This window comes from Paenibacillus yonginensis (assembly GCF_001685395.1).
GTDB lineage: Bacteria > Bacillota > Bacilli > Paenibacillales > Paenibacillaceae > Fontibacillus > Fontibacillus yonginensis.
The window spans coordinates 3,255,392-3,282,030 of record NZ_CP014167.1 but is presented as its reverse complement, the minus strand read 5'-3'; the positions used below and the strand labels follow the sequence as shown (position 1 = coordinate 3,282,030).

Sequence of the window (26,639 nt, the reverse complement as noted above, 5' to 3'; positions counted from 1 at the left end):
TAAACTAGAATGGGGGATTTCATATGGGCAAATGGTTAAACAAAAAGTCCGGCAAAATGCTCGGCGCAGTGGTGCTGGCAACATCGCTGATCGTAGGGCTCGCCGGCTGCGGCGGCTCGAACAACGCGAACAACACGGCGGCCAGCGCAACCGATAACTTCAATAAAGAAGGGCTGCCGATCGTTAATGAGCCGGTTACCTTGAAAGTGCTGACGATGCGCTGGGGCAATATGGGCGATACATTTACACAAAATCAGTGGCTGAAGGATCTTGAGAAGAACACCAATGTCAAAATCGAATGGCAGGTCGTTTCCTCAAACGACTGGGCCGAGCAGAAATCGATCATGCTGGCGAGCGGAACGCTGCCGGACATCATCCTTGGCGACCAGACGTTCTCTGATTCCGATATCGTGAACAACCTGAGCTATTTCCGTCCGCTGGACGATTATATCGACCAGTACATGCCGAACCTGAAAGCGGCTATGGCGGAAACGCCGGAGCTGAAGAAAATCAGCACGTTCCCGGACGGCAAAATCTATTCGCTGCCAACCCGGCTGCCATCCCGTCCAAAAACGAAAAACCAGCCGGTCATCAACAAAACCTGGCTCGACAAGCTGGGACTGCAGGTGCCGGACAATACCGATGACCTGTACAGCGTCCTGAAAGCGTTTAAAACCCAGGATCCAAACGGCAACGGCAAAGCGGACGAAATTCCTTACACCGAAACCGGCCTGGGCATGGACTTCCTGAATCCGTTCGGCATTACCGACATCAACGCCAACAACATGATGGTGAAGGACGGCAAGCCGGTTTATTATCCGATTACCGACGAATATAAAGAAGCGCTGAAATACGCCAACAAGCTGTATGCGGAAGGCCTGCTGGACAAAGAACTGTTCACCCAGGACGCCAGCATGACCTCGGCGAAGCAGCAGAATGCGGACGCGCCGATCGTCGGCTTCACGAACCAATGGACGCCTGACGCCGTATTTGGCAAATGGAGCGACCAATACGTAACGATTCCGCCGATCGCCGGACCTGACGGCAAACGTTACAACCCGGGCGATCCGAACGGTATGAGCTTTAACCGCAACGAACTGCTGATTACCACGTCCTGCAAATATCCGGAAGTCGCTGCACGCTGGGCTGACCAGTTCTACACGAACGAAGCCAGCATCCAGAATTTCTGGGGCGCCATTGGCACGGTCATCAAGAAAAATGACGACGGCACGTATTCCCTGATGGACCCGCCGGCCGGCACAAGCGCGGACGCTTGGTATTGGGATCAATCTCTGCGCGATTTCGGGCCTAAATACGTAAGCCCGTCCTTCGAGCAGAACATCAAGCTGAGCGAAAAAACGGGCGACGGCCTCAAGCTCCAGCTCGACAAGCTCGGCAGCGACTACGTAACAACCCCATATCCGAACGTTATGTACACAGCCGACGAGTTCAAGGAGCTGCCGACGCTGACTACGGATATTGATACTTATGTATCGACGATGCGTGCGGTTTGGGTAACCAAAGGCGGCATTGATGAAGGCTGGGATGCTTACGTGAAGAAGCTGAACGACATGGGGCTGGAACAGCTGATGAAGATCCGCACCGACGCTTATGACCGGTATATGAGCGTGAAGTAACGTTTATCAAGGCCGTCCCGCGCTTTCTGCGGGGCGGCTTTGTCTTAGATATTAAGCTAATTCTAGTAGAGAAAGTATGTTTTTTCATAGAGAGGAGTTAGAGAGATGTATCAAACCATACCCAACAAACAAGAAGTAGGCCTGCCTGAGCATTTAAGGCTGGAGGCCCAGCCCTCTGCCGATCAGGGGGCGGTTGTGGCCGGTGAGCATTACCGGTTTACGGTGCTGACCCCGCAGCTGATCCGCATGGAATACAACGAGAATGGCCGGTTCGAAGACCGGGCGACGCAGACGGTGGTGAACCGTCTATATCCGGTGCCGGAATTTCAGGTTATTGATCAGGAGCACCGGCTGCAGATCATAACGAAATATTTGAGGGTGGAATACGACAAAAGACCCTTCACGCGCCACGGGCTGAGCGTTCAAGTGCGCAGCGGGAATGGGCATCTGATGAGCGTCTGGCGTTACGGGGATGCGGAGCTTAATTGGGACGGAACGGGGGCTAATCTGGGCGGTACCGCACGTACGCTGGATAATGCTGACGGGACTATTGCGCTGGAGCCGGGATTGCTGTCGCGTTCGGGTTACACGGTGATCGACGACAGCCGCTCTCTTATCCTGAAGGAGGACGGGAGGGTAGAACCGCGGGAAACAGCCGGAGCAGCGGGGCTGGACCTCTATCTGTTTGGTTATGGGCATGAATATGTAGCCTGCTTAAGAGATTTCTATCATTTGAGCGGCCGCACGCCGCTGCTCCCGCGCTACGCGCTTGGCAACTGGTGGAGCCGGTATTACCGCTATACGGAGGAAGAATACAAAGCTTTATTCGAGCGGTTCAGGCAGGAGCAGATTCCTTTCTCCGTGGCGGTGCTGGACATGGACTGGCATCTCGTCGAAATTGACCCGCAGTACGGCAGCGGATGGACGGGGTATACGTGGAACCGGGAGCTGTTCCCTGATCCGAAGGGTCTGCTGGAATGGCTGCATCAGAACGGACAACGGGTGACGCTGAACGTGCACCCGGCCGACGGGGTAAGAGCATTTGAGGAGCCTTATCTGGCGATCGCCGCCGACCTTGGCGTGGATATTGAACAGGGCGAAGCTGTCGAATTCGATATCACCGACCCTAAATTCCTGCAGGCGTATTTCAAATACCTGCACCATCCGCTGGAGGAGGAAGGAGTCGACTTCTGGTGGATCGACTGGCAGCAGGGCGGCGTTACCAAGGTGCCGGGCCTGGATCCGCTGTGGATGCTGAACCATTATCATTATCTGGACAGCGGGCGGCGCGGCAGCCGGAAATTAACCTTCTCCCGTTACGCAGGCCTCGGCAGTCACCGGTATCCGGTCGGTTTCTCCGGGGATACAATCGTGACATGGGAATCGCTGGACTTCCAGCCGTATTTCACGGCTACTGCCTCCAACGCCGGTTACGGCTGGTGGAGCCACGATATCGGCGGGCATATGCTCGGTTATCTCGACGACGAGCTGGCGGCTCGCTGGGTACAGTTCGGCGTGTTCTCGCCGATTCTGCGCCTGCACAGCTCGTCCAGTCCTTTTAACAGCAAGGAGCCTTGGCGTTTCAATCCTATCGCGGAACAAGTGATGAAGCAGCAGCTGCGCCTGCGCCACCGTCTGCTGCCTTATCTCTACACGATGAACCGTTACGCCAGCCGCGACGGTCTTCCGCTGGTGCAGCCGATGTATTATCGGCATGCCGAACAGCACGAGGCTTACGAAGTGCCTAACCAATATTACTTCGGCACCGAGCTGATCGCCTGCCCGGTTACCCGGCCGATGCACCGGGAGATCGGCGTGGCCGAAGTTAAAGCCTGGCTGCCGGAAGGGCGCTGGATTGACTTCTTTAAGGGCCGGGTCTATGACGGCGGCAGGAAGCTTTTGCTGTACCGGGATTTGGAGCATATCCCGGTATTGGCGAAGGCGGGCGCTATCGTGCCTATGGCCGATTTCCCCGAGTTCACGCATTCAACCGAAAATCCGGCGCAGCTGGAGGTCCGCATTTTTGCGGGAGCTGACGGGCGGTTTGAGCTATGGGAGGATGCCGGAGACACGGCGGAGGATCGGGATGAGAACTGGTGCCGGACGGAAATGGTATGGACGTGGAAAGCTGCGGAAGACGTACAAGGCAGCTCCTTGACGATTCTGCCTGCCGAAGGGAACCTGAGTGTTGTTCCGAAGCAGCGAAGCTGGAAGCTGGTGTTCTGCGGGGTAGCGGAGACTGGAGTTGAAGTGCTGGTTAATGGGGGAAAGGAATCTGAAAGTGCTAACGAGAGTAATGGAGCTAAGGCATATACCAGGGTTCACGATTCCAGTTATGACGAGCAAACTCATACGCTTACGGTCATGGTGCCGGAGGTGCCCGTGAATGTATCTTTGACGGTTCGTTTGTCAGATGCCCGTTTGGCGGAGAACCGGGTGGTGGATGAAGTGTTCACCTTGCTGGACCGAGCCCAGATACGCTTCCAGCTGAAGGAGCAGATTTATCAGCTTGTGAAGGAGACGTCAGCTTCTTCCAGGGTGTTGCCTTCTTTGGCTGCGATGGAGCTGGAACCGGCGCTGTATGGGGCGTTGTGTGAGATTTTGTGCGCGAGATATTGAAGTGAAGGCTGGTTAGTGCCAGAAGTGAAAGGCGTCCTTCTGAGTGAATCGGAAGGGCGCTTTTTTTTATGTGCGCCCGGCATGGGCGATAACTCGGCGGTGGAAGTCCGCTACAGGCTTGGCAGTAGGAACTGTTAGCTGAAGGCAAGGGTGTCCGTCGTGAGACGGAATCTGAAGGAAGCCGGAGGCAAAACCTCGGTCTGACGAACAGAAATCACATACAAGGCATGGTGGGACGGACGAGCTTGCATATCAAAGCGAAGTCCAATACTGCCCGAGTCACATCATGTAAATGTGGCAGATAGATGAGGGGAAAGTTATCGCTCTTACCTGGGGAGATCTCACGGACGTGGAGTAGGAAAAAAATCCGAAAGACGGCGTAAAGCTTGCTGTGAGAAGTCAGCAGAAGCCATAGTACCGGAATCGATAGGATGACCGTAGAGGCCGCGCTAGGGTGGTTGCAAGAAAATAGAGAAGAGCTGCTAGGTCGCATCCGGGAAGGAACGTATAAACCGAGTCCGGTAAGACGCAAGAAATCCCCAAACCAGAAGTGGCGTACGCAAACTGGGGATCCCCACTGTGGTAGACCGAGTCATCCAGCAAGCGATAGCTCAGCAATTAGGGCCGATCTTCGAGCCGTTGTTCTCGGAAGGAAGCCTATGGCTATCGACCAGGGCGAAGTGCCCAGCAAGCCATCCTAAGAGTGAAGAGCTATGCGGAACAAGGATATAGCTATGCGGTAGAGATTGACCTCTCGAAATACTTCGATACGTTAAACCATGAGTTACTGATGAAGCTTCTGTGACAACAGATTCGGGATAAGCGAGTAACCGACCTCATTAAGAAGTACTTGAAAAGCGGAGTCCTGGAAAACGGAATATGCCGGGAAACGGAAGAAGGCTCTCCGCAAGGAGGGCCTCTATCCCCGCTTCTGGCGAACATCTACTTGAACGAATTTAACCAAGAGATGAAAAGCCGAGGAGTGAACGTGATCCGATATGCAGATGACATCGTGGTGCTAGCGAAAAGTAAACGGGCAGGCACCCGGTTACTTGAGACGAGCCGAAAGTATCTAGAGAACAAGTTAAGACTCCAGATGAACGCGAAGAAGAGCAAAGTGGTGAGCGTGGTTGCGCAGAAGCATTTCAAATTTCTGGGTTTTGCCCTAGGGAAGAGCGGAAGCGGCATGTATATCCGCACACATCGGGATGCCCTAGCCAAAGCAAAGAAGAAACTGAAAGAGTTAACAAAGATATTGGCTGAGTTTTATGTTTTTTACTGAAAATCTAAATTTTAACAAAAAAGATATTGAAATATATTAAAGTCAATATTATCCTATTTATGAAATGTATTTTAAAAATATGGAGAAGAAAGGAAGTTGAGAGATGAAAGCTGTACTAAAATTACCAGTAATGCTCGTTTTGCTGGTAACAGTATTTTCTGCCAGTTCCATGTCGGTTCTTGCTGAAGGGAAAGATGCAGTATCTGATGATACAGAAGTAACAAGAATATTTTTGGTTGAAAATGGTCAACAAAAAGAGCTGAGTAAAGAGGAGTATAATCTTCTTCTTCGCCAAAATGAGCAAAAACTACAATCCATAGAGTCACAGAAAAATAGTCTGAAATCTGAGATTTTCAATCCACAGGTTTCAAAAAATGAAAATAATAATACAATAACTCCATTTGCACTACAAGATTACAGTTATTATTCAGAATCAGGCCGTGCATTCGGTGTTTACAATTATAATTTAACTAGAAGGATTTCTGTTGCTGTTTATAATGAAACCTCTAATGAGGTTACAAGAACAATTACTTTCTCGGCTTCTCAAGGATATTCTGCCAATGTCTCTTTTTCAACTTCTTATGGTGAAGATGCCTTTAGTGCTAGCACTTCTCTTGGAGCTTCATGGAGCAAGACTATTACAAATTCTGACTCGATTTCACAAAGAATTCCTCCCAAAAGATATTCTTGGATGGAATTCACGCCATATATGGATAACTCATGGGGAACTATGCATGAAGAAGTTTGGAACTTTGATGGATTTTCTAATGTAAACCTGGTAAACAAAACATATTTTCTTGATCTTTATGCTGCAAGACCAGGGAATGCTGGATTACCAGATGGCATCTACACAGTAAAGGAAGGTAGCACTCCGCCTGCCTGATCATTGAGGTTAGAAAGGCTTTTCGGGGTATTAAAGGCTGTCCCAAATATATAGTTGGTTGTTTTGTGAGATACATCATCTCAAAGAAGGGATTTTGAGTGGCCACGTCGAATCTAACATTTAGTATGGAGTTCGACGTGACTCTTTGTTCGTATTGTTGTGTTACAGTAATGATTCCTCTTATAGGAGTTTTCATTTCTTTCGAAAGAAAAAATCCCTTTTTTTAGGGAGAACTAACTAGGAGAGCTTAATGAAAAAACGTGGTGCAGGAATATCACTATTGGGCATTGCGGCGGTGCTATTTATTTTTAGAAATAGCGTGCATCTGCTTGTGGCAGCAATCATGGGAAGGAAAGATGGGGTTATTGGTGAGGGGATGTTTGACTACGCTTTAAGTGTTACCAAAACCTATTCTGTTCTTCCAGAAATAATAGCTTTGATCTTAGGAGTCATTTATTTAATTTGGGCAGAAATAAAAAAAGAATAGTAGTGCTGCTTTTTTTATTAGTTGACAAATTAGTGCTTTTTATCGAGTGTATGTTTGCATCATTTTTATTTAAATGCTATAAAGTCCTTGTAATTATTTCTACCTCTAAACTCCCAATTGCTGGAGACAAGGGACGAAGAGTACGGAGACGCTCTGATAAAAGCTTTACTTGAACCGCATGCGTATGTGCGAATGGAAATTGAATAATGTGTTTTTAAAAGCCGATTTTTGCATGGATTCTTCGTGCAGAGATCGGCTTTTTTGCATGTGCGCCCGGCATGGGCGATAACTCGGCGGTGGAAGTCCGCTACAGGCTTGGCAGTAGGAACTGTTAGCTGAAGGCAAGGGTGTCCGTCGTGAGACGGAATCTGAAGGAAGCCGGAGGCAAAACCTCGGTCTGACGAACAGAAATCACATACAAGGCATGGTGGGACGGACGAGCTTGCATATCAAAGCGAAATCCAATACTGCCCGAGTCACATCATGTAAATGTGGCAGATAGATGAGGGGAAAGTTATCGCTCTTACCTGGGGAGATCTCACGGACGTGGAGTAGGAAAAAAATCCGAAAGACGGCGTAAAGCTTGCTGTGAGAAGTCAGCAGAAGCCATAGTACCGGAATCGATAGGATGACCGTAGAGGCCGCGCTAGGGTGGTTGCAAGAAAATAGAGAAGAGCTGCTAGGTCGCATCCGGGAAGGAACGTATAAACCGAGTCCGGTAAGACGCAAAGAAATCCCCAAACCAGATGGAAGTGGCGTACGCAAACTGGGGATCCCCACTGTGGTAGCCGAGTCATCCAGCAAGCGATAGCTCAGCAATTAGGTATCTTCGAGCCGTTGTTCTCGGAAGGAAGCTATGGCTATCGACCAGGGCGAAGTGCCCAGCAAGCCATCCTAAGAGTGAAGAGCTATGCGGAACAAGGATATAGCTATGCGGTAGAGATTGACCTCTCGAAATACTTCGATACGTTAAACCATGAGAAACTTTTTACATAGAAGAAAAGACACAATAAGAATGATTGTACGCAGATGTAAATAAAGGTAAAATATAACTGCTGTTGATGGCAGGTGATATTAAAAGGAAGGGGGAGACACGTTGAATCATTTTGGTGAACCTAATAGCTTTTTCGATTTCTTTCAAGAGATCCCCTTATTTGCCCGGATCTTTATAGGATTACTTTTCTTTATAGTAATTGGCGGGTTTGTCTTCATCATCATAAAAGGTCTATCTACCTGGATTTCAAATAATGCTTCGGCAATAGTACAGAAGAAATGTAACGTTATCGATAAGAGAACAGAAGTATGGGGAGGTTCTGGAGATTCAAGTACCAGTACAAATTATTACATCACCTTTGAATTTGAAGACCATACTCGAATATATTTGAGAGACAAAGATTTTGGATTGATTTCAATAGGCGATCAAGGGGAACTCCGGTATCAAGGAACTAGATTTAAAGAATTTATACGATCGCAGCAGAATTCTTTGTAGACCTTTTAAGGGGAGGGAGCCAATGAGGAAGCTAAAATTCAATCTTCTAGTAATTATTATAGTATCATCTTTCAGTTTATACGGATGCAACAGTAATTTAAGCAAAGATCGAGTAGAAGATGGTCTTGTAATGAGTGGACTGACTACAAGTTACGGTGGAGAATTAGATCTTACAGTGGTTTCTTATAGCTTTAACATTTGGAACAAAACGGGGCGAAGTATAACCCTTAAATCAGTTGAACCTATTCTACAGGAAGATCTTATTAGTAGACTAGACAGAACTCCCCTTATAAACGAAGTGAATAAAACCATCACTGGCGGTTCGGAAGAGCTAATTAAAGGTTCATTTAACGTAGATACCCAAGGTTTGGACAAAGAGGGGATTTTAGCCCTCAACCTGGATTTGAAGAGGTTCAAAATCATTACTGAGCAGGAATTAGGAGTTGAAATACGGGAGTGACTAGCAAGTAAATTACCTGATGAAGGGAATTCACAGATGCGGATCCCAATGCCTGAAACCTTGGAAAAGCTTGTGCTGCTGGATAGAGAATTGAGCACAACCTACGGCCGGACAATAGATGATTATATAGGTTTGTATATAAATTTTGATGATGAACATAGATATTCTTGTACTCCGGATGACTCTATCCTATTTGGAAGAACCGGTGTAGATGGGGATCACTTTGCTTTTTATACGTCAAGAGGTTCGATTGTAGACTTGGAAGAAGCGCCTATACTTTTTATACAGCCTATGCGCTTTGGATATGAAGTCAATTTAGCTGCAAGGAACCTTAAGGATTTGTTATCCCTATTCATTAGCATTAAAGAGCTTTATGTTCTGGAGCGCTTTAGGTTTTATAAAAGTAAGTCAGACTTTATAAAGGATTATAATGCTTATTACGTGGACCAGATCTATCCCAGAGAAAACGAGCTTAATTTTATAGTTAGGTTGCTACAAGAAAGAATTAAAGGGATTAAAGAGATAGAGGATGTATATGAATATATTACTGAATTGAGGAAGCAAATCATTTTATGAATTTATAAGTGACAGGATATTGATAAATGGAGAAGACCAGACTCACACGACCCGGCCGAGGACAGAACAATCTAAGCGGGCTCATTTTTCGTGAATATATTAAAGTTAATCGAAATTCAGGTCATTAACTATTTATTTAATCAATCTGAAGATGGGCGGTATTTTTATGGCTATTTTACTTTGGATCATTTTCACTTTTATCAGCTGCTTCATTTTGTATGTAGTTATAAAAACAGCTATTAATCATTCGGTGTTAGCCACTACTGAAAGTGAAATTCGAAACCTCCAAAGTCAGCATCATGAATTAATAAAGCAGCTGGAACTTTTGAGGAAAACCATTGCTGATCAGAATAAAGGCAATAACGTGGATAAGAAGGTTTGAAATTTTAAAACGAACTACATAGGAAAGATGATGAATCCATGAATAAGAGTGAAAACACTCAAGAAATACTTATTGCTCCGTGATTTTTGGAAAGTGTTTTGTGAGCTATTGTTATTAATATTTTATGCATTTAAGATTTATATAAGGGTTTAGACCAAACTGTTAAACCAATTTGTATCGACTAAAGCTAAGGCAAATGATCATTCGCAGGGGGAACAACATGGAGATATTTTTCCGTTATAACTGGATGGTAAGGGAACAATGGTACGCATGGTGTGAAGAGGTATCGTATGATGAACTGATTCGGCAGCGAACAGGCGGTGTTGGGAATATTCTGCAGACTTTGTTCCATATCGCGGATGTTGAGTGGAGCTGGATTCGATTACTGCAAGGGAAGGAAGACTTCCAGGAAGATTTTGAGGAATATAAAACACTAGAAAAAGTAAGAGGTTTAGATTCCCAATTCCGCACAGAGGTACAGAAGTTTGTTGAATCTTGGGACGACAGTATGGAGAACCGTCCACTTTATGACCTTCAGTCTGATGGAACGCTGGCTATAGACACTTGGGGTGAAGTCATGCGCCATATCATCGCCCATCAAATCCACCACATGGGACAATTATCGGTTTGGTCAAGAGAAATAGGCAAGAAGCCTGTATCTGCAAACGTTATTGGTAAAGGTCTCATGAAACCGGATCTGCCTTAACGGGCAGCTCCGGATCGAGTCGGCAACTACTTACGTTAGAAACACCAAGTCCCCCTAGAGGGGGACTCAATTGAGTTTACATAAAGATCTTGATAAACCCGTGATTTTCTGGCGGGACGAACTTAGCGGACCGATGCAACGATGATCATGACCGTCTCCCCTTCTGAAATTCCCGAGGGCTGGATCGAGTAAGCATCCACCGCTGCCGGGACAACGGCAGTTTCGGCATAGTGTACGTCAAAAGGCGGAAATGCGCCGGTTTTGCTGGAAATCGTAATCTGCCCGCCATCCACAAGGTTCAGCATTTGTACGCTGTCCTTGCAGGCAATCTCAATCGACTCAGAAAAGGTGTAGCGGAAAGTATCGATGAATTGCCGGGTGTGCAGGCCTGTTCTCTCCACTTTATGGTGCCCTGATTCCTCCAGCACCTCTTCTTGATGAATGAGATTCTCTTTTACCCAAGGAGTATCCCAATCCCATTGTATATTCTTTAACCCGTGCTCCAGATGGGTGGGGCGGGGGAGACCATCCAGGCCCATGCGGCCCCAATCCCAAAGTTTAAAAGTAAAAATATAAGGGGTGGCGCTAATTTCCAGCACCATGGTATTCTTGCCCGAGCAGTGGATAGTGCCAGCAGGAATAAGCACGTGATCATGTTTTTTGACCGGGATTTTGTTCACATACTCCTCTGCCGGGAAGAGCGCCTTGCCGCTTTTCGCGCGGTACAGGTCGCTCGCCATGCGTTTGCTGTCCACATTCTCTTTTAGTCCTAGATAAACACAGGCATCTCCGTCTTCAGCGGCGTCCAAGATATAGTAGCTCTCATCTTGGGTATAGTGCATCCCGAAGGTCTGCCCAATGTATTCGGTCAGCGGATGGACCTGGAGGGACAAATTCCCGCCCTCTATCGTGTCCAGCAAATCAAACCGGATCGGGAATTCTGCTCCGAACCTGGCATGGACCCGCTCACCCAGCAAATGGCGGGGGCAGAACAACACCAGGTCAATGGCCGGAATCTCCAAGGTAACCTGTCCGAAACGAAACTGGAGGCTGTTCTCTTCCGGAACACCATCAAAACTCCAGGCATAGTTCGGCGGTCCCTCGGGCAGCCCGAAATTCTCCTTCATCCACTGCCCGCCCCATACACCCGGATCGAAATAAGGCTTCAGACGGAATGGCCGCGAAGCGGCCGTTTTGAGAGCGGACCGGAAGGCGTTCCCGGAAACCATGTTTGGATGGCCCGGTGAGGTGGTTTCGATCAGATAATCCAAGCTCCCCAGCAGCTCGCTTTTATGACGGTCCGCAATACGCCATTCTACAAAGAAACCACGTTTGTATTTTTCCAAGATTGGCGCATCGGGATTGTCGGCCAGCCAGTTCGTCATTCCCCGGCGATAGCGCAGCTGGATTTCCCAACGGGGCAAATCGAGGTATACCAGCATATCCCCTTTGGTCACAAGAGATGCACCAGTCCCATAGAGAAATATGGGGCCATCGGATCGTTCGATTTCTGTCCGCAACGCATCCAGAGAGTCGGGGTCAAAGCAGTTTTCCAACCTGCCATAGAACATGACACCGAAAACGGGGTCTTGCGGCAGGCTGAGTGCAAGCAGCTGTTCCAGCTGCTGCGGCGGCAACAGGCAGGTTTCACAGTCTAACATCAGCGCCGGAGATAAAAGCGCCAGCTCCTTAGCTGCTTCCTCCTTGTCTGTACCCGGATAAAGGTCAAAAACAAATACGCGGCATTTATCCATATGACGCCCCAACTCTTTCCGGATGGCTTCCCACCCTGAAAAGGCGTGGTTGTCCCAGCCTTGGATGTCCAATGCCGGCTCCAAGTCATAGTTGTGATATTTCCCGTATTTCATATCTATAGTACTCCTCATTTGTTAAATATAGAAGGCGAGCAGGCCCTCGTTATAAGCCTCGCAAATGCGCATAGCGGCTTCAGTTGTCTGCTGCTCCTGGGTGGAAAGCGTAAAAGCAAATTCATAGAAGCCGCCCAAGTCCACCTTGAAGTTAGTTTCCCAGTAGTTGTTCATTGCCCAAGCAAAGGTTTCCCCACGGTTCAGTTCCCAATTGTTGCCGTCACAAAGCTGGATAGGTTTGGCTTCAAGGGGGCCAAACGTCATCAAAGGCGTGTCTTTGACGGCTACCACGACCTGCCGTTTACCAGCCTGCATCACGAGTCCGTTTTGAATCAAATAGAATTCCATATTGCTTCCTGGCAGCTGATCAATTCCCGGGCGAATGATGCACCCGGTTTTGTCCACATATTTCACCTCATCGTCGCCCGCGGTGAACGGCAGCGATACATAAAGGTTTTCCGGCTCCCACACACTATCTTTGTGGACGCGCACCATGGCTTCGATTTTATTGATTTCCCGGTACAGCTTGAGGAACACCATGTAGAACCGCGTGCCCTCCAGGCTGTAGTCGAGCTGCAGAGAGACAAACAATGGCCCGCTCTCGACAATCTGAATATTAGTCAGGCGAGACTCATATCGTCTGGTTGCCGGGGACTTGCGGTTGCGTCCCATTTGCCGGCGTTCCTCTGTAGGGGTGGTACGAATATCGGTAACCTCATAGATTCCGGTAAAAGGGGCGTAAGCGGCATCCTGCCGGACTAGATTCTTCCCGCTCGTACGGTCTATGACTGAGGTAATCCCCCGATTTTGATCGAACTCTACCCGGTAGTGCTTGGTCTCCACGCAGGCAACATCTTCCCGCAGCGAACCGGGCTGCAGTACATCTGAAATTCCCTCCGCGCCAATATGCGCATGGCTTTGGGAGGTTTGATTAGAATACCGGCCGGTCGTACGTATCCCGACACAGCGTTCCTCTTTGGGCCCCAGGTCGATCGGGATTTCAATCTCGTAGGCCCGGGCGATTCTCTTTGCCTGGTGCTTGATGACTTCATCGGTCGCCAAATCATAAACTTCAATTGGAACTTCTAGGCTATAGTTCAACCCATCCACATACTCCCAAAACTCAATATAGATTTTAGTGGTAGTCTTTAGCGGAATGTCGTGTGGATTCAGGATCCGAAAGTGCTGCGGCCGGTCCTGCCGGATAGCCACCTCACCTTTTTTCGCTAAAATTCGGTCCAGATTGTCCGCTGTCTCAGTATTGCCATTAATGGCGTATGCTGATTTCTTATGCTCCAGCTCCCCCACCAAGGTTTCCCAAGGTTCCGATACGGAGGAGGAGTAGCCCCAGGTGTGCTCGCTATAGAGGATGAGATTTTCCGCCGCTTTCTGCATCAATCCGGCATCACCAAGAGTGGAGTTTGGATCCAGCTTTTTGCAGAGGTTGTACTTCCGCTGGCCGTCCCGAAACACCTTGACAACCGCCGGTGTGGAGCCGACTCCGTCTGCCCACCAATCGTTCCAATCCCCCTGGTAAACCGGGATGTTCTCCCATGCCGCTTCCAGATGATCAAAGAACTGGTCCAGTGTGGCCATGTGAACTTCCAGTGTGTCGGCGTACTTCCGGTTCAGCCAAGCAACCCGATCGGCGATCTTTACGTTTGGCGGAGCATTGTCGGTAATCGCCCCTGAAATCATGAAGGGAACAAAATCGCCAGGGTAGCCCTCCTCCTCGAGATTCCGCAGGTAGCGCTCCAGCCGTTCCTCCAGGATAGCCTGCTCGACTTGCTCCGTATCCTCGGGGCTGGTGGTCATGATCTGATTCCCTCTAAGCTTCTTGCCCACTTCATTGTGAATCATATAGGTGGAAGCCGCATGGGGTGAAAAGCAAAGCTCGTTGCCAAAGTGGTAATGCTCGCCGTTCCATACCAGCACCTTCTTTCCGGACGGACCCTGCCAGTAAAAAGGAGTTTGTTTTTTATTTAAGGGGAACATTCCATGATGGGGATGGAGGCAGGAAAACAGGCGCTCCACGCCGCACTCCCGCAGCACATCGGCATATCCCCAGGCAAACCCGTTGATATCGGCGCTCATGCCGCTGCGGACTGGATAACCGATCTGCTCACCATAGGTCTTGGCTTGAATCGTACAATCGTATAGGATATCTCGACTGACTAGCTCAGTTAAATTCAAATAATTCCCTGAAAGTCCGATCCGTCCTTCTCGTACATATTTTTCAAAGTCCGTAATATATTCCGAAGGCGCATGATCATAAAAGTTTTTGACCTGCCAGTGATTTTCACACTGCCAAACAAAGCCTTTGCGATCCTCGTTGCCGGTTCGGTCAACCTCCCTCAGAATATCCACGGCCTGCTTTATAAAATCGTAATGATAATGGATAATTTTATCCTGGCGCTCGGTGTAGCCAATATCGGTGTGAGAGTGGTGAATGAGGAACACCTTCCATTTTTTCGACAGCTTCATACAATCAACTCCGTTCCTTATAGTTACTTGCTCTGGTATGCATACCCGGCTTCAAAGTGTTTGTTGAGCAGGAAAAACAGCAGTAGGGTAGGGATAGATGCTGCTACGCAGGCCAGAAGAATAACCGGCACATTTGCTTTGTCCATAAGGGTAATCGCAGCCATTACCGGACGGATTTCCCGGGATTTCGTGAAGGTCAGTCCAAACATGAGTTCGTTCCACACCCAGTTGAATTGGGTAAGGAACACAACAGCCAGCGGGGCAGTAGACATGGGAACAAAAATGTGCCCCAAAATTTGAAAACTGTTGCAGCCGTCGATTTTTGCCGATTCGCAGATTTCCTTTGATATGCCAAGATAATAATTTCGTAGTACAAACATGCAGAAGGGCACACAGATTGCGGTATAGAACAAGATCATCCCCAATTGGGTATCGTAGAGGTTCGTAGCCGTTAATCCTTTGTAAACCGGAATCAAGAAGATCTGGAAAGGGAATATGGTCCCGCTATAGATAAATAGGAACCAGACCATGGGCCGTTTGATCTTGAGATGGGAGATGGCATAGGCTGCCAAGGTGGCAATGATCACTGCTGCCCCGGCCGATACAGTAGCATACAGGAGGCTGTTGAGCATTCCCTTGACTATGCCGAAGGTGCCGGCGATTCCCTTTAGATTTTCGGCGAGGCTTATTCCATGTGGCAGATCCCAGAAGTTGCTCAGGTTATATTCCTGCTTTTTCTTCAATGTCCCGAAAACGGCGAAAACGGCCGGGAATATCCATAAAGTAGATAGAATAATCAAAACTGCGTTTACGACTATTCTTCCATGGCTTGCTTGTTTCATATTGAGGGCTCTCCTTTCGAGCTTCGTTCAGGCAGTCTGGTCGGTGTCGCCGAAGGTGTTGCGGATATTGAAATAGGAGACGATCAGGATGATAACGGTAAGTACCACAGCTACTGCCGCACCCACACCGAACTTGCCGTGTATAAAGGACTCCTGGTACATCGTTAGCGCCAAGGTTTCGGAGGTTCGGTAGGGGCCGCCTTTGGTCATGACCCAGATCGAGTCGAACACCTTAAAACTATTCACAAGAGACATCAGCAGCACAACGACCGTGGTAGGCTTGAGAAGCGGCAGAATCACCTTGTTATAAAGCTGAATCGTCCGCGCACCTTCAATCTTGGCAGCCTCAATAGGGGAATCGGGAATGGTGGCCAGCCCGGTGATGAATAGAATGGTGTTCAAGCCTACGCCTTGCCACGTTCCCATCAAAATCATGATAAATGTATTTACATAAGGGATGGCCAGCCAATCCCGAACCAAACTCTCAAAGCCGAGCAAACCGAACAACTGAGGAATGCCGTATTTGGAGAGAATGGCCACCATGATAATGCCTCCTATGGTGCTAGACAGGGCAGTAGGATAGTAGAAAATATTTTTAAACCCGCCGACCCAGGAGCTGTTCGTAATCAAAATGGCCAACAGCAGCGGAAGCGCCAGCGTGAATAAAAGGGAAAACACAACCCAGATAACGGTGTTCATTAATGATATTTTAAAATTTGCATCCCGGAACAGATAAAGGTAGTTTTCCAATCCCACAAACCGCATGGTTGAAAATCCGTCGTATTCATAAAAGCTGAGACGAATGGTGTACACAATAGATGTGATAAAGAAGACGGCAACCAGCAGAACCGCGGGCAGCAGGTAGAGATAATTAGTCCAGGCGAAATTGATCTTTTTCAAAGGAACCCCCCTCCCTAAAGTTTTGTGAGCGTTACTTCCAGAATGGGCTTCGAGCAAAACTCACTTCGGAAGCATGCGCTTAGTTTTGTGAGCGTTACTTCCAGAATGGGCTTCGAGCAAAACTCACTTCGGAAGCATGCGCTTAGTTTTGTGAGCGTTACTTCCAGAATGGGCTTCGAGCAAAACTCACTTCGGAAGCATGCGCTTAGTTTTGTGAGCGTTACTTCTTGAATAAGCTTCGGACAAAACTCGCTTCGGAAGCCTACGCTTAGGCTGTAAAGCCGTTTGTATTTTGTGAGCCGGTAAGACAAGAGGGCAGCAGATAGACTGCTCTCTTGTCCGCCGGTCATTCGGAATTTAGCCGAAGACTTTGTCCGCCTTGGCCTGAATGGCATTCAGCACATCGTCAATATCCGCGCCGCTGTACATAAAGCGAGAAAGTTCATCAAGGGCGGTATTGCGTAAATCCTCGGGAGTATTCTCATAAAAGCGGAGCATGAGCTGGTAATGGGCAGAATCTCCGGTCATGTCCAAAATATGCCGAATGGTCTGGTTGTCCACGGATATCGTACTTATGTTGGCAATGCCGTGATCGTTGACCATCACAGTTTGGGTGGCAGGTTTGTAGAAGCTGCGCAGAGCGGCAAGAGCCTGCTCCTTAGAAGCGCTAGCCTCAGTGACCACAATAGGTGAGGCTTCAAAGAAGATGGTACCCTTCCCGCCATTCATGCTGGGAAGGACAAAGGCGTCAATATCGGTTCCGGGCTCCATGCCGTAATCGCTCTGTAAATCGGTTACGGTAGGGCTGTCCTCCAGCATCATGGCGACGACGCCTGTAGCAAACTCTTTATGGAGGTCGCTGTAGACAATGGGTTCTCCAAAATAACCTTTATCAAACATCTCTCTCCAGATCGCCATCACTTTCTTCACAGCATCGTCTGTATAGGGTTTGGTGCCATCACAGAGATCTGAATAAAGCTGAGGATCATAGGCCGCAATCAACTGCTGGAACCAAATGAAGCTGGCCCAAGAATCATTTTTCAAGCCGATGGGGGTGACGCCGCTGGCCTTGATCTTCTCACAAGCATCCAGAAATTCGTCGAATGTGGTGGGAACAGCCACGCCGGCAGCCTCAAAGACTTTCACATTATAAAGCAAGGACGTGTAACGGAGACTGTAAGGAGCGGCGTAGACCTTTCCGTCCACCGTGAAGGCTTCCTTGACATCAGCGGAAACTCCGTCGGCTATGTAGTTATCCCACTCCGCAGTCAGATCAGCCAGCTTGCCGTTTTTGGCCAGAGTCTCCAATTGGGGGCCGCTCCACCAGGTAAACAGGCCCGGAGCACCGGGATCGTCAATCGTTTGCTGTATAGAAGTCTGATAGGCCGCTACATCAGGATAATTGGTGAACACGACATCGATCCCCGAATCCTTCTTCCAGGCGTCGGACAAGCGAGCAGCCTTTTCAGCATCACCCAGTTTATCCAGCCAAAATTCTACTTTTCCGCTGGTCTGGGCAGGCGTATTCCCGGTTTTAGCCGAATTTTCGGCGTTTCCGGCGGTATTACCTCCACCGCATGCAGCAAGGATACCCGTCATAAGGAAAACGACAAGAATTAGGGACAGCGTTTTTTTTGCCAGACATTGAATCATCCTCCTTAAAGTTTTGTGAGCCCAAGCTCCCTGAATTGACTTCGAACAAAACTGGCTTCGGAAGCATGGGCTTAGTTTTGTGAGCCCAAGCTCCCTGAATTGACTTCGAACAAAACTGGCTTCGGAAGCATGGGCTTAGTTTTGTGAGCCCAAGCTCCTGAATTGGCTTCGAACAAAACTGGCTTCGGAAGCGTGAGCATATGGTTAATTTCAATCAGCGTTAAATTCCTGGGTTCACAGCAGTTGCCTGATACCCTTTCAAGTAAGCCGCGCCAATGATTCCGGCATCATTGTTCAGTTTGGCGATCGTAATTTGCGGCAGCGGCACCTGCTTGCAGTACACTCCCTTTTTGACATTGGCAATAATGGGCAATAACAGATAGTCGCCTTCGCTGCTGATTCCGCCGCCAATCACAATCATCTGGGGTTGAAAAACATTAATAAGGTCGATGATTCCCTCCGACACAAAATAGTAGTATTTGTCCAGCAGCTTTAAGGCAGCCGGATCGTTTTGCCTGGCGGCATTAAAGATGTTTTTTCCGTTGAATGGGCCGGAGCGTTTCTTCACCTCAGCCAGAAGGGAATCCGGAAATTGCTCTGCCATCTCCTCAGCCATACGAACCAGCGCAGTGATGGAGGCATAGGATTCCCAGCATCCTTTTCGACCGCAGGTGCAGGGCATCCCCCCGGACACAATGACCATATGTCCGATTGCATTGGCCGCCGAGTTAAATCCGCTATGGATGCTTCCCCCGAGTATAATTCCCCCGCCAACGCCAGTGCCCAGCGTAACTGTAATCGATGAACTTGTCCCTTGGGACGCTCCACAAAGATATTCTCCCAATGCAGCGCAATTGGCGTCGTTGTCCACATAGATTTCCTTTGGCACATATTTCTGCAATGTCTTTACAAGCGGTACGTTCTCCCAGGCAATATTATTGGAATAAATAACTTCACCCTTTTGCTGATCCAATATTCCCGGGCAGCCAAGACCAATCGCTTCAACATCATCGAGCCGGTATCCGGTTTGGTCCAGAACAGAATAAACCGAATTCGCGACATCATGCAGCACATCTGTATATGGCCGTCCACCCCCTGTGTCAAAGCTTACTTTTGAAAGAATGGTTTTGTTCTCTCCTACCAGTGCACAGGATACCTTAGTACCGCCAATATCTACTCCTATCCGCATAGCAACATCCATCACTCCATTCGAGTCCCCGTAAGTTCATTCCGGATCGCTTGGCCTATAGCTGCGATTACGTAAAGAAATAACATTTAGTAATTATTTCTTACTAATCGGATTATAAAACCGCTTACATAACGGTGTCAACCTAATATTTATTGTTTTTAAACCTCGAAATTTTCGCATAATATGTAGATTTAATTCGAATAATTACAGTTAATAATTTAAATTTACTATTAGTTTATTTAGTGGTATAAAATGCTGTTATACTGGTAAAAGATTCGTAGTTTTACCAAATTAAGAGTTCATGTGATATAATACGAATCATATACTTTCAAGATGTAACCGGATAAATATTATGAATACATATGGAGATGGCATCAATGCGGGGCGTAAATCATCAGAATATGACCGAAACCAATAAGTTTCTCATCTTAAAAACCATCGCAACGTGCGGCCCAATATCCAGGATTGAGCTGAGCAAACAAACCCAGCTTAGCAAAATGACCATCACTTCGCTGATTGCTGATTTTTTGCAGGAGGGGATCGTACGCGAATGCGGAACTACCACATCAACCGCCGGACGGCGCCCAACATTATTGGAAGTGGTCCCCGATAGTTTGTTGACCCTGGGCATTAGCGTAGGACGGGACTCTTTGCAAGTCGGAATTATAAACCTGACCGGTGCCATTGTTCTTCATAACCAGGTTCCGATCGGGCAATTTACCACCGAGGACAGCTTTATAAACGGCTTGCTGGCCATGTGTGAAGTCATACTGCAGAATGTACCCTTTGAGAAGGTGTGGGGCATTGGAATTGCAAGTATTGGTCCAATCAATATGGCGGAGGGAGTCATCGTTGATCCTCCTGATTTTAACATTGACATGATCCATATTGTTCCCCGGCTGAAGGAACGGTGGAATCTCCCTGTTTATATTGAGAACGATATGGCAGTGTCTGCGCTTGCAGAGATGTATTACGGAGGCGGACAGCTGTATAACAATTTTGTATACGTGGGTGTAACAGCCGGTATCGGCGGGGGAGTCATTATCAATCAGCGCCTGTACAGCGGCACGAACGGGCTGGCTTCAATTATCGGTCATATGATTGTGCTGACCGATGGTGAATTATGCGCATGCGGACAGCGCGGCTGCTTGGAGGCCATGAGCAGTGTACGCGCTACCCTCAATTGGGCTCATAAGAACGGCGCGCCGCACGATATGGATTGGATGCAACTGCTGATAAAGGCAGAAGCCGGTGACCCGGTCTGCTCCGCAGCATTGGAACGAATGAACCGCTATCTTGTGAGTGGCCTGATCAACATTGTACATCTATATGACCCGGAGTGTATTTTTATCGGAGGCGACCTGTGGTTTGCAAAAGACCATCTATTCCAGTATTTTGAGCAGGAGGTAAATAGCCGGATGATCGCTGCGGGCAATCGCCGTAAAGTCCGGATTGCACGTTCAAAGTTCCCTGGAAACGCGTTTTTTATCGGCACCGCCGCCCTCGTCATGGAAAACAACCTTGAGTACCGCAGAGTCAGTGGAAACGGATGATGCAATGATGATGCAACGGGTGAATCTGGCTGTGGTAGGCTGGAACATAAAAAAACCTGGCCAAGAGGTCGTAGCCCCGTCAAGTAGACAATATAAAAAAGACTCCTAACTATGCGGCGATCCATTCTCCGTACTTAATCGGGGAGAGATCGCTCAGTTTGCTTTGAAATCGTCTGTGTTGTGAAACCGGATTATTCGGTAATGCGTTTGCGGGCGTACATATCCTGGGGTTTCTCCAATATGTTTTTTTTGTCTTTAAGCGCGAGAAAAATGACTCTACACATGCGTTATCATAGCGGTTTTCTCGTTTAGAGTGGCTTCCTTCAAATCCGAATTCCTGCAGCAAATCTGGTGCGAACCCCAAGCGCACATAAAATTTCCGGGAGGTTCGCACCTCGCGTCCCGCAACGAGTTCAGTCGTTATGGTAGAAAATGGGGGGGCAATTATAGTATGCTCAAAAGGAGGTTCGCACTTTTGATCTTATGAAGCCTTGTGCAACAAGGCGATATAAGGTGTGCTGTCGCACTCCGTGTGAGTGCGTGGATTGAAATACATGGGAACAAATCGAATCAGCCTATAAAGCCAGTCGCACTCCGTGTGAGTGCGTGGATTGAAATGCTCTGAGAAGTCTTTGATTGCCTTACATGCGCTCAGTCGCACTCCGTGTGAGTGCGTGGATTGAAATATATTGGCCTCCTAAATGATTGGTTTTTTATTAGTCGCACTCCGTGTGAGTGCGTGGATTGAAATCGATTGTGGTATCCGGCTATCTCCTGATTAATGGTCGCACTCCGTGTGAGTGCGTGGATTGAAATTTTAATCCATAAGGCAAGCCGATCAGGTAACTTTAAGTCGCACTCCGTGTGAGTGCGTGGATTGAAATCGCATCATCGGAACCCCCTGTAAATTTGTTTAGTGTCGCACTCCGTGTGAGTGCGTGGATTGAAATAAGTTTGATTGGGAGCTTGGGCTTTCCGATTGTGGTGTCGCACTCCGTGTGAGTGCGTGGATTGAAATCGAAAAACTATTAGCAAGTTGCGTTATCTGGTCAGTGTCGCACTCCGTGTGAGTGCGTGGATTGAAATATGATGCTTTCGTACTGGGCGTTAATCGTTGTCAAGGTCGCACTCCGTGTGAGTGCGTGGATTGAAATCACGTGGAACAAGCGATTGGAAAAGGTTACCTTATTGTCGCACTCCGTGTGAGTGCGTGGATTGAAATAGGAGTTGCCGTTACAACTTTTAATATTGCCGTAGGTCGCACTCCGTGTGAGTGCGTGGATTGAAATAGTCCGGCGGATGTAAAAAAGGCAATTATGAAGGACGTCGCACTCCGTGTGAGTGCGTGGATTGAAATCTCAATCATTGGCATCTGCTGATATGAGCAAAATAGTCGCACTCCGTGTGAGTGCGTGGATTGAAATTTTTAAAATTTTTACGGGCTTTTGCGTCGGATGAGTCGCACTCCGTGTGAGTGCGTGGATTGAAATAGGCAGAAACGGAGGAGGTTATTATAAGCACTCCGGTCGCACTCCGTGTGAGTGCGTGGATTGAAATCTCAAGTGCCTTCCGTAGTCGATCCCTCTCTACGTCGCACTCCGTGTGAGTGCGTGGATTGAAATAAGACTTGATTTACAATGCGTTAATAGACTAAAATGTCGCACTCCGTGTGAGTGCGTGGATTGAAATAAAACAGACATCGGCATCCACCTGTTTAACCAGCGTCGCACTCCGTGTGAGTGCGTGGATTGAAATTTTTAATACGTCCATTATAACACAATCCTTCCTAGTCGCACTCCGTGTGAGTGCGTGGATTGAAATAGATTATTGTTATAGACCCGGAAGCTGCAACAGGTCGCACTCCGTGTGAGTGCGTGGATTGAAATATGTCAAACGTGGTCAATTCCTCCGGTCATACCGGTCGCACTCCGTGTGAGTGCGTGGATTGAAATATTTTGAATGTAATAGGACTATATTGAGCTACAGTCGCACTCCGTGTGAGTGCGTGGATTGAAATGCTGCTAGTGAGTATTTATAAGGATTCAAGGCTTCGTCGCACTCCGTGTGAGTGCGTGGATTGAAATATCATCTGTTCGACGTAACCTTTCCAGTGATTATGCAGTCGCACTCCGTGTGAGTGCGTGGATTGAAATTAGGCAGACTCAGTTGGAAGGAATGGAGGTATATTGTTGCACTCCGTGTGAGTGCGTGGATTGAAATGATCGTAGCCGCCCATACCGCGTCATGCAATTCCGTCGCACTCCGTGTGAGTGCGTGGATTGAAATCCTGAAGGTGAAAAGCCAGAATGGTTGACGTTCGAGTCACACTCCGTGTGAGTGCGTGGATTAGGATGATCAAGGAGCCGTATCTTAAGTACTGTTCGAACGATTCGGGCGCAGTATAGATGAATACGTGTTTCCATTCTTTTAGCTCGCTTATTGCTATCTTGTCCCCTGTAAGGTTGCTTTTTTAACATCGTAACGGATTCAAGCTTCTAAAATAGTGTGCATGGTTAGGAGTGCCGTCCCGCAGTCAACTCATCCCAAGAACACAGCTTCAACAATGAACATTATTCCATGCCCATCCGCTTCAGGCCACCACAGTACTGTTTCCACAGAATAAGGTATTCTTATTGAGTAATTTCATAGGACACAATAAATAGAGTGCTCCCGGTTCGCTTTTGCAGAAAAATAATTATGGGAAAATTAGAGGGGGGAATCTATCTTTTTACCTATTTATTGGTGAAAAATGGCGGGTTTTATGGTAAAATGTAACTAATTGTATGTGACATTTTGCGAGGAGATGTGCTTGTGTATATTGCCCATGTACGAGAACTCGATAAAGAAATTCAACCGGTAAACGCGCACTTGCTTGGAGTGCAACGCCTGGCGGAACAGTTCGGGGGGAAGCTGGGGCTGAAACATGTTGCCGGGTTAGCCGGATTGCTTCACGATCTGGGGAAATATAGCGATAGATTCCAACAATATATAGACGTTGTTGCCTTTCACCCTGAATGGCCTCAACCGAAGCGCGGTGAGGTTGATCACTCTACAGCTGGAGGCAGATTACTGTTTTCGCTGCTCCATCATAAGGAAAGTACCTTCTGTGAAAAGCTTCTGGCCGAAATCGTCGGCAATGCCATCCTCTCTCATCACTCCAACCTCCAAGATTATCTCTCACCTGAGATCAAATCCGATTACCTAAGACGAGTACAAGATACGAATCTTCCTGAATACGAATTGGCTGTTGAACGTTTTTATCAGGATACGATGTCCGAGGAAGAACTTATCCATTATATTCATACTGCCGTAGATGAATTGGAGAAATTTACTAATCGCACGCCGGAGCAAAGTTTTTTCCTTACCAAGTATATCTTCAGTTGCTTAGTGGATGCGGATCGCACCGACACGCGATGTTTCGAAGAACAGATTGAAGCAGAAGAGTCTACCGATCATCTTCTTTTATTTGACACGTATTACCGTCGTTTAATAGATCAGCTTGCCACTTTTAAAGGAAAAAATAATCCAAGCGAACGGATCAACATGCTTAGAGCCCAAATGTCGGAACAATGCGATGTGTTCGCTACCGAACGCCCATCCGGCATTTATACGTTATCCATTCCCACGGGGGGAGGCAAGACCCTTGCTAGTCTTCGATATGCGCTCAGACATGCCCGCAAGTACAAAAAGCAGCGGATCATTTATGTCGTCCCTTATACCACAATCATCGAACAAAATGCGGATGAGGTCAGAAAGATTTTAAAGGATAACGAACATATTTTAGAACACCATTCCAATATTATTGAGGACGAATCGAATGGATTGGAAGATGGTGACGAAGCAGATGACGGGCTTATCACGAACAAGGAGAAACTTAAGCTTGCTCGCGACAATTGGGACAGCCCTATTATTTTTACTACCCTTGTCCAATTCCTCAATGTTTTTTATGCCAAAGGAAACCGCAATACCCGTCGTATGCATAATCTGAGTCATTCGGTGATTGTCTTTGACGAAGTGCAAAAGGTTCCTATTCACTGTATTTCTCTATTTAATGAGGCGTTGAATTTCTTGAAACAAGAGGCCCATTGCAGCGTTCTTCTCTGCACGGCTACTCAACCTACACTGGAAGGAGTAAAGCATAGCCTTTTGAAGGATCGGGATGGGGAGATTGTGCCGAACCTTTCTGAAGTTGCGAAGGCTTTTAAACGGGTAGAGCTTATTGACCATACGAAAGTTCCGATGACGAATGAGACATTGGCTGACTGGATTCATGATGAAGTTCATGGATGGGGAAGCACTCTTGTCATTCTAAATACAAAAAGCGTTGTTAAAGATTTATATAAAAGGCTAAAGGATGGACCTCTGCCTGTCTATCATCTAAGTACATCGATGTGTGCAGCACATCGAAAGCAGAAGCTCGAAGAGATCCGACATTTGCTGGATCAACAAATTCCTTTTATCTGCGTAACCACCCAATTGATAGAAGCCGGTGTGGATGTCAGCTTTAAATGTGTTATTCGCTCGTTAGCCGGACTAGACTCGGTTGCCCAGGCAGCCGGGCGATGCAATCGTCACGGAGAAGACGTATCGCGTAACGTATACATTATTAATCATACGGAGGAAGCCATATCGAGGCTCGAGGAGATAAAGGTCGGGAAGGATGTATCTAGCCACGTACTAGCCAGGTTTAAGAAGAAAGCTGATCAATATGAAGGCAACCTGCTTTTACCAAAGGCGATGAGTGAATATTTCCGCTATTACTACACTAGAATGGAGACCAACTTAAACTATTACGTTAAGGAAATAGATAAAGAAATGACCAAACTTTTGATGTCTCTTTCCCAGGAAAATGATTATGTGACCCACTACCAAAAGAAAAATGGGACAAGATTTCCTTTAATTTTAAATGGCAGCTACAAAACGGCAGCAGAGCACTTTAAGGTCATTGATCAAAACACGACGTCCGTTCTCGTGCCTTATGGAGGAGGAAAAGAACTCATTGCTCAATTGAATAGCGGAGCCTGGCTTGAAGATGTAAGCAAGTTTTTCAGACAAGCCCAGCAATATACGGTGAACCTGTATTCGCAAGAGCGGGAGCAATTAATACGGGATAACGCCATTGTAACGCACTTGGACGGCATGATTTATGAGTTGAAAGAGAACTGGTATAGCGATGAGTATGGGGTGGACTTGAAGGGGGAGGGGGGAATGGACTTTATGGGTTGGTAAGTCCATTCCTAGACAGGCTTCTGACATACTTGTTATTTTTTCAATCCGCGCAATATGCGAAAGACACTACTCTACAGTATGCTTATGAATCATTATTAGAACTAAAAAAAGACAAGCACATCATTTAATGCTGCTGAATATATACAACAAGGGGGCAAAAAACGAAAGTTTAATAAGAAGTAAGTCAGTAAGCCTCCTCTAGAGAACGGAATTACGGAGGTGAGAACTGTGCTTCACAACAAGCCAAAGTCCATGGTGAACGAGAAAGTCGAATTGGTTTATGCTGAGATTTTGAAGAAAATTGTTGAAGTAATTGAAAAAAGAACTAGCTAGATTAAAGTTGCAGCCTGAGAGGAATGAATATCTTTTTAGGCTGCTCCTATTGTAAAGGAGGTGATCC

Annotated in this window: 19 protein-coding genes and 1 CRISPR repeat array; of the genes, 13 read left to right on the top strand and 6 right to left on the bottom strand. The window is 47.4% G+C overall.

Annotated elements, in window-relative coordinates; all coding sequences use genetic code 11:
- Positions 1 to 23: 23 nt before the first annotated feature.
- The 11 genes from AWM70_RS14805 to AWM70_RS14760 all read left to right on the top strand — a co-directional run bounded on the left by AWM70_RS14805 (position 24) and on the right by AWM70_RS14760 (position 10,521).
- Positions 24 to 1,637 (top strand): extracellular solute-binding protein, encoded by a 1,614-nt coding sequence (locus AWM70_RS14805; protein ID WP_068697690.1) that lies wholly within the window; start codon positions 24 to 26, stop codon positions 1,635 to 1,637.
- Between the two features lie 105 nt (positions 1,638 to 1,742).
- The gene (locus AWM70_RS14800) at positions 1,743 to 4,256 is read left to right on the top strand and encodes a glycoside hydrolase family 31 protein (RefSeq protein WP_068697688.1); all 2,514 of its coding nucleotides are present in this window, start codon (positions 1,743 to 1,745) and stop codon (positions 4,254 to 4,256) included.
- A gap of 850 nt (positions 4,257 to 5,106) precedes the next feature.
- The gene (locus AWM70_RS23645) at positions 5,107 to 5,538 is read left to right on the top strand and encodes a reverse transcriptase domain-containing protein (RefSeq protein WP_206093358.1); all 432 of its coding nucleotides are present in this window, start codon (positions 5,107 to 5,109) and stop codon (positions 5,536 to 5,538) included.
- Between the two features lie 103 nt (positions 5,539 to 5,641).
- On the top strand, positions 5,642 to 6,421 hold the full coding sequence (locus tag AWM70_RS14790; RefSeq protein WP_068697686.1) for a hypothetical protein: 780 nt from the start codon (positions 5,642 to 5,644) through the stop codon (positions 6,419 to 6,421).
- 250 nt (positions 6,422 to 6,671) lie between these two features.
- The gene (locus AWM70_RS14785; RefSeq protein WP_068697684.1) at positions 6,672 to 6,908 is read left to right on the top strand and encodes a hypothetical protein; all 237 of its coding nucleotides are present in this window, start codon (positions 6,672 to 6,674) and stop codon (positions 6,906 to 6,908) included.
- A gap of 795 nt (positions 6,909 to 7,703) precedes the next feature.
- Complete coding sequence (locus AWM70_RS23935) at positions 7,704 to 7,904, top strand: reverse transcriptase domain-containing protein (RefSeq protein ID WP_335582162.1); 201 nt, start codon at positions 7,704 to 7,706, stop codon at positions 7,902 to 7,904.
- Between the two features lie 100 nt (positions 7,905 to 8,004).
- Entirely contained in the window at positions 8,005 to 8,397 is a 393-nt protein-coding gene (locus AWM70_RS14780) for a DUF2500 domain-containing protein (protein ID WP_083180331.1), read from the top strand.
- 22 nt (positions 8,398 to 8,419) lie between these two features.
- Complete coding sequence (locus AWM70_RS14775) at positions 8,420 to 8,857, top strand: hypothetical protein (protein ID WP_068697682.1); 438 nt, start codon at positions 8,420 to 8,422, stop codon at positions 8,855 to 8,857.
- Positions 8,858 to 8,917: 60 nt separating this feature from the next.
- Positions 8,918 to 9,433 (top strand): hypothetical protein, encoded by a 516-nt coding sequence (locus AWM70_RS14770; protein ID WP_169823453.1) that lies wholly within the window; start codon positions 8,918 to 8,920, stop codon positions 9,431 to 9,433.
- Positions 9,434 to 9,599: 166 nt separating this feature from the next.
- Complete coding sequence (locus AWM70_RS14765) at positions 9,600 to 9,815, top strand: hypothetical protein (RefSeq protein ID WP_068697675.1); 216 nt, start codon at positions 9,600 to 9,602, stop codon at positions 9,813 to 9,815.
- A 220-nt stretch (positions 9,816 to 10,035) separates the two neighbouring features.
- Positions 10,036 to 10,521 (top strand): DinB family protein, encoded by a 486-nt coding sequence (locus AWM70_RS14760; RefSeq protein ID WP_068697673.1) that lies wholly within the window; start codon positions 10,036 to 10,038, stop codon positions 10,519 to 10,521.
- A gap of 122 nt (positions 10,522 to 10,643) precedes the next feature.
- Here AWM70_RS14760 and AWM70_RS14755 read toward each other — a convergent pair whose 3' ends face one another.
- The 6 genes from AWM70_RS14755 to AWM70_RS14730 all read right to left on the bottom strand — a co-directional run bounded on the left by AWM70_RS14755 (position 10,644) and on the right by AWM70_RS14730 (position 19,469).
- Positions 10,644 to 12,389, bottom strand: a complete 1,746-nt coding sequence (locus AWM70_RS14755; protein ID WP_099093100.1) for a class I mannose-6-phosphate isomerase — start codon at positions 12,387 to 12,389, stop codon at positions 10,644 to 10,646.
- 21 nt (positions 12,390 to 12,410) lie between these two features.
- Complete coding sequence (locus AWM70_RS14750; protein ID WP_068697667.1) at positions 12,411 to 14,873, bottom strand: glycoside hydrolase family 38 N-terminal domain-containing protein; 2,463 nt, start codon at positions 14,871 to 14,873, stop codon at positions 12,411 to 12,413.
- Between the two features lie 23 nt (positions 14,874 to 14,896).
- Positions 14,897 to 15,715, bottom strand: a complete 819-nt coding sequence (locus tag AWM70_RS14745) for a carbohydrate ABC transporter permease (RefSeq protein WP_068697665.1) — start codon at positions 15,713 to 15,715, stop codon at positions 14,897 to 14,899.
- A 27-nt stretch (positions 15,716 to 15,742) separates the two neighbouring features.
- Complete coding sequence (locus AWM70_RS14740; protein ID WP_068697663.1) at positions 15,743 to 16,615, bottom strand: carbohydrate ABC transporter permease; 873 nt, start codon at positions 16,613 to 16,615, stop codon at positions 15,743 to 15,745.
- A 357-nt stretch (positions 16,616 to 16,972) separates the two neighbouring features.
- A complete protein-coding gene (locus AWM70_RS14735) occupies positions 16,973 to 18,214 on the bottom strand; it encodes an ABC transporter substrate-binding protein (protein WP_169823452.1) in 1,242 nt (413 codons plus the stop codon).
- 274 nt (positions 18,215 to 18,488) lie between these two features.
- A complete protein-coding gene (locus AWM70_RS14730) occupies positions 18,489 to 19,469 on the bottom strand; it encodes an ROK family protein (protein ID WP_083180329.1) in 981 nt (326 codons plus the stop codon).
- 485 nt (positions 19,470 to 19,954) lie between these two features.
- Between AWM70_RS14730 and AWM70_RS14725 the strand changes: the two genes are divergently transcribed.
- Positions 19,955 to 21,010 (top strand): ROK family protein, encoded by a 1,056-nt coding sequence (locus tag AWM70_RS14725; protein ID WP_169823451.1) that lies wholly within the window; start codon positions 19,955 to 19,957, stop codon positions 21,008 to 21,010.
- 520 nt (positions 21,011 to 21,530) lie between these two features.
- Positions 21,531 to 23,363: direct repeats of the CRISPR family, unit length 32 nt; unit sequence GTCGCACTCCGTGTGAGTGCGTGGATTGAAAT.
- A gap of 458 nt (positions 23,364 to 23,821) precedes the next feature.
- Positions 23,822 to 26,239, top strand: coding sequence for a CRISPR-associated helicase/endonuclease Cas3 (locus tag AWM70_RS14720; RefSeq protein WP_068697653.1), 2,418 nt, complete (start codon positions 23,822 to 23,824; stop codon positions 26,237 to 26,239).
- Positions 26,240 to 26,639 lie beyond the last annotated feature (400 nt).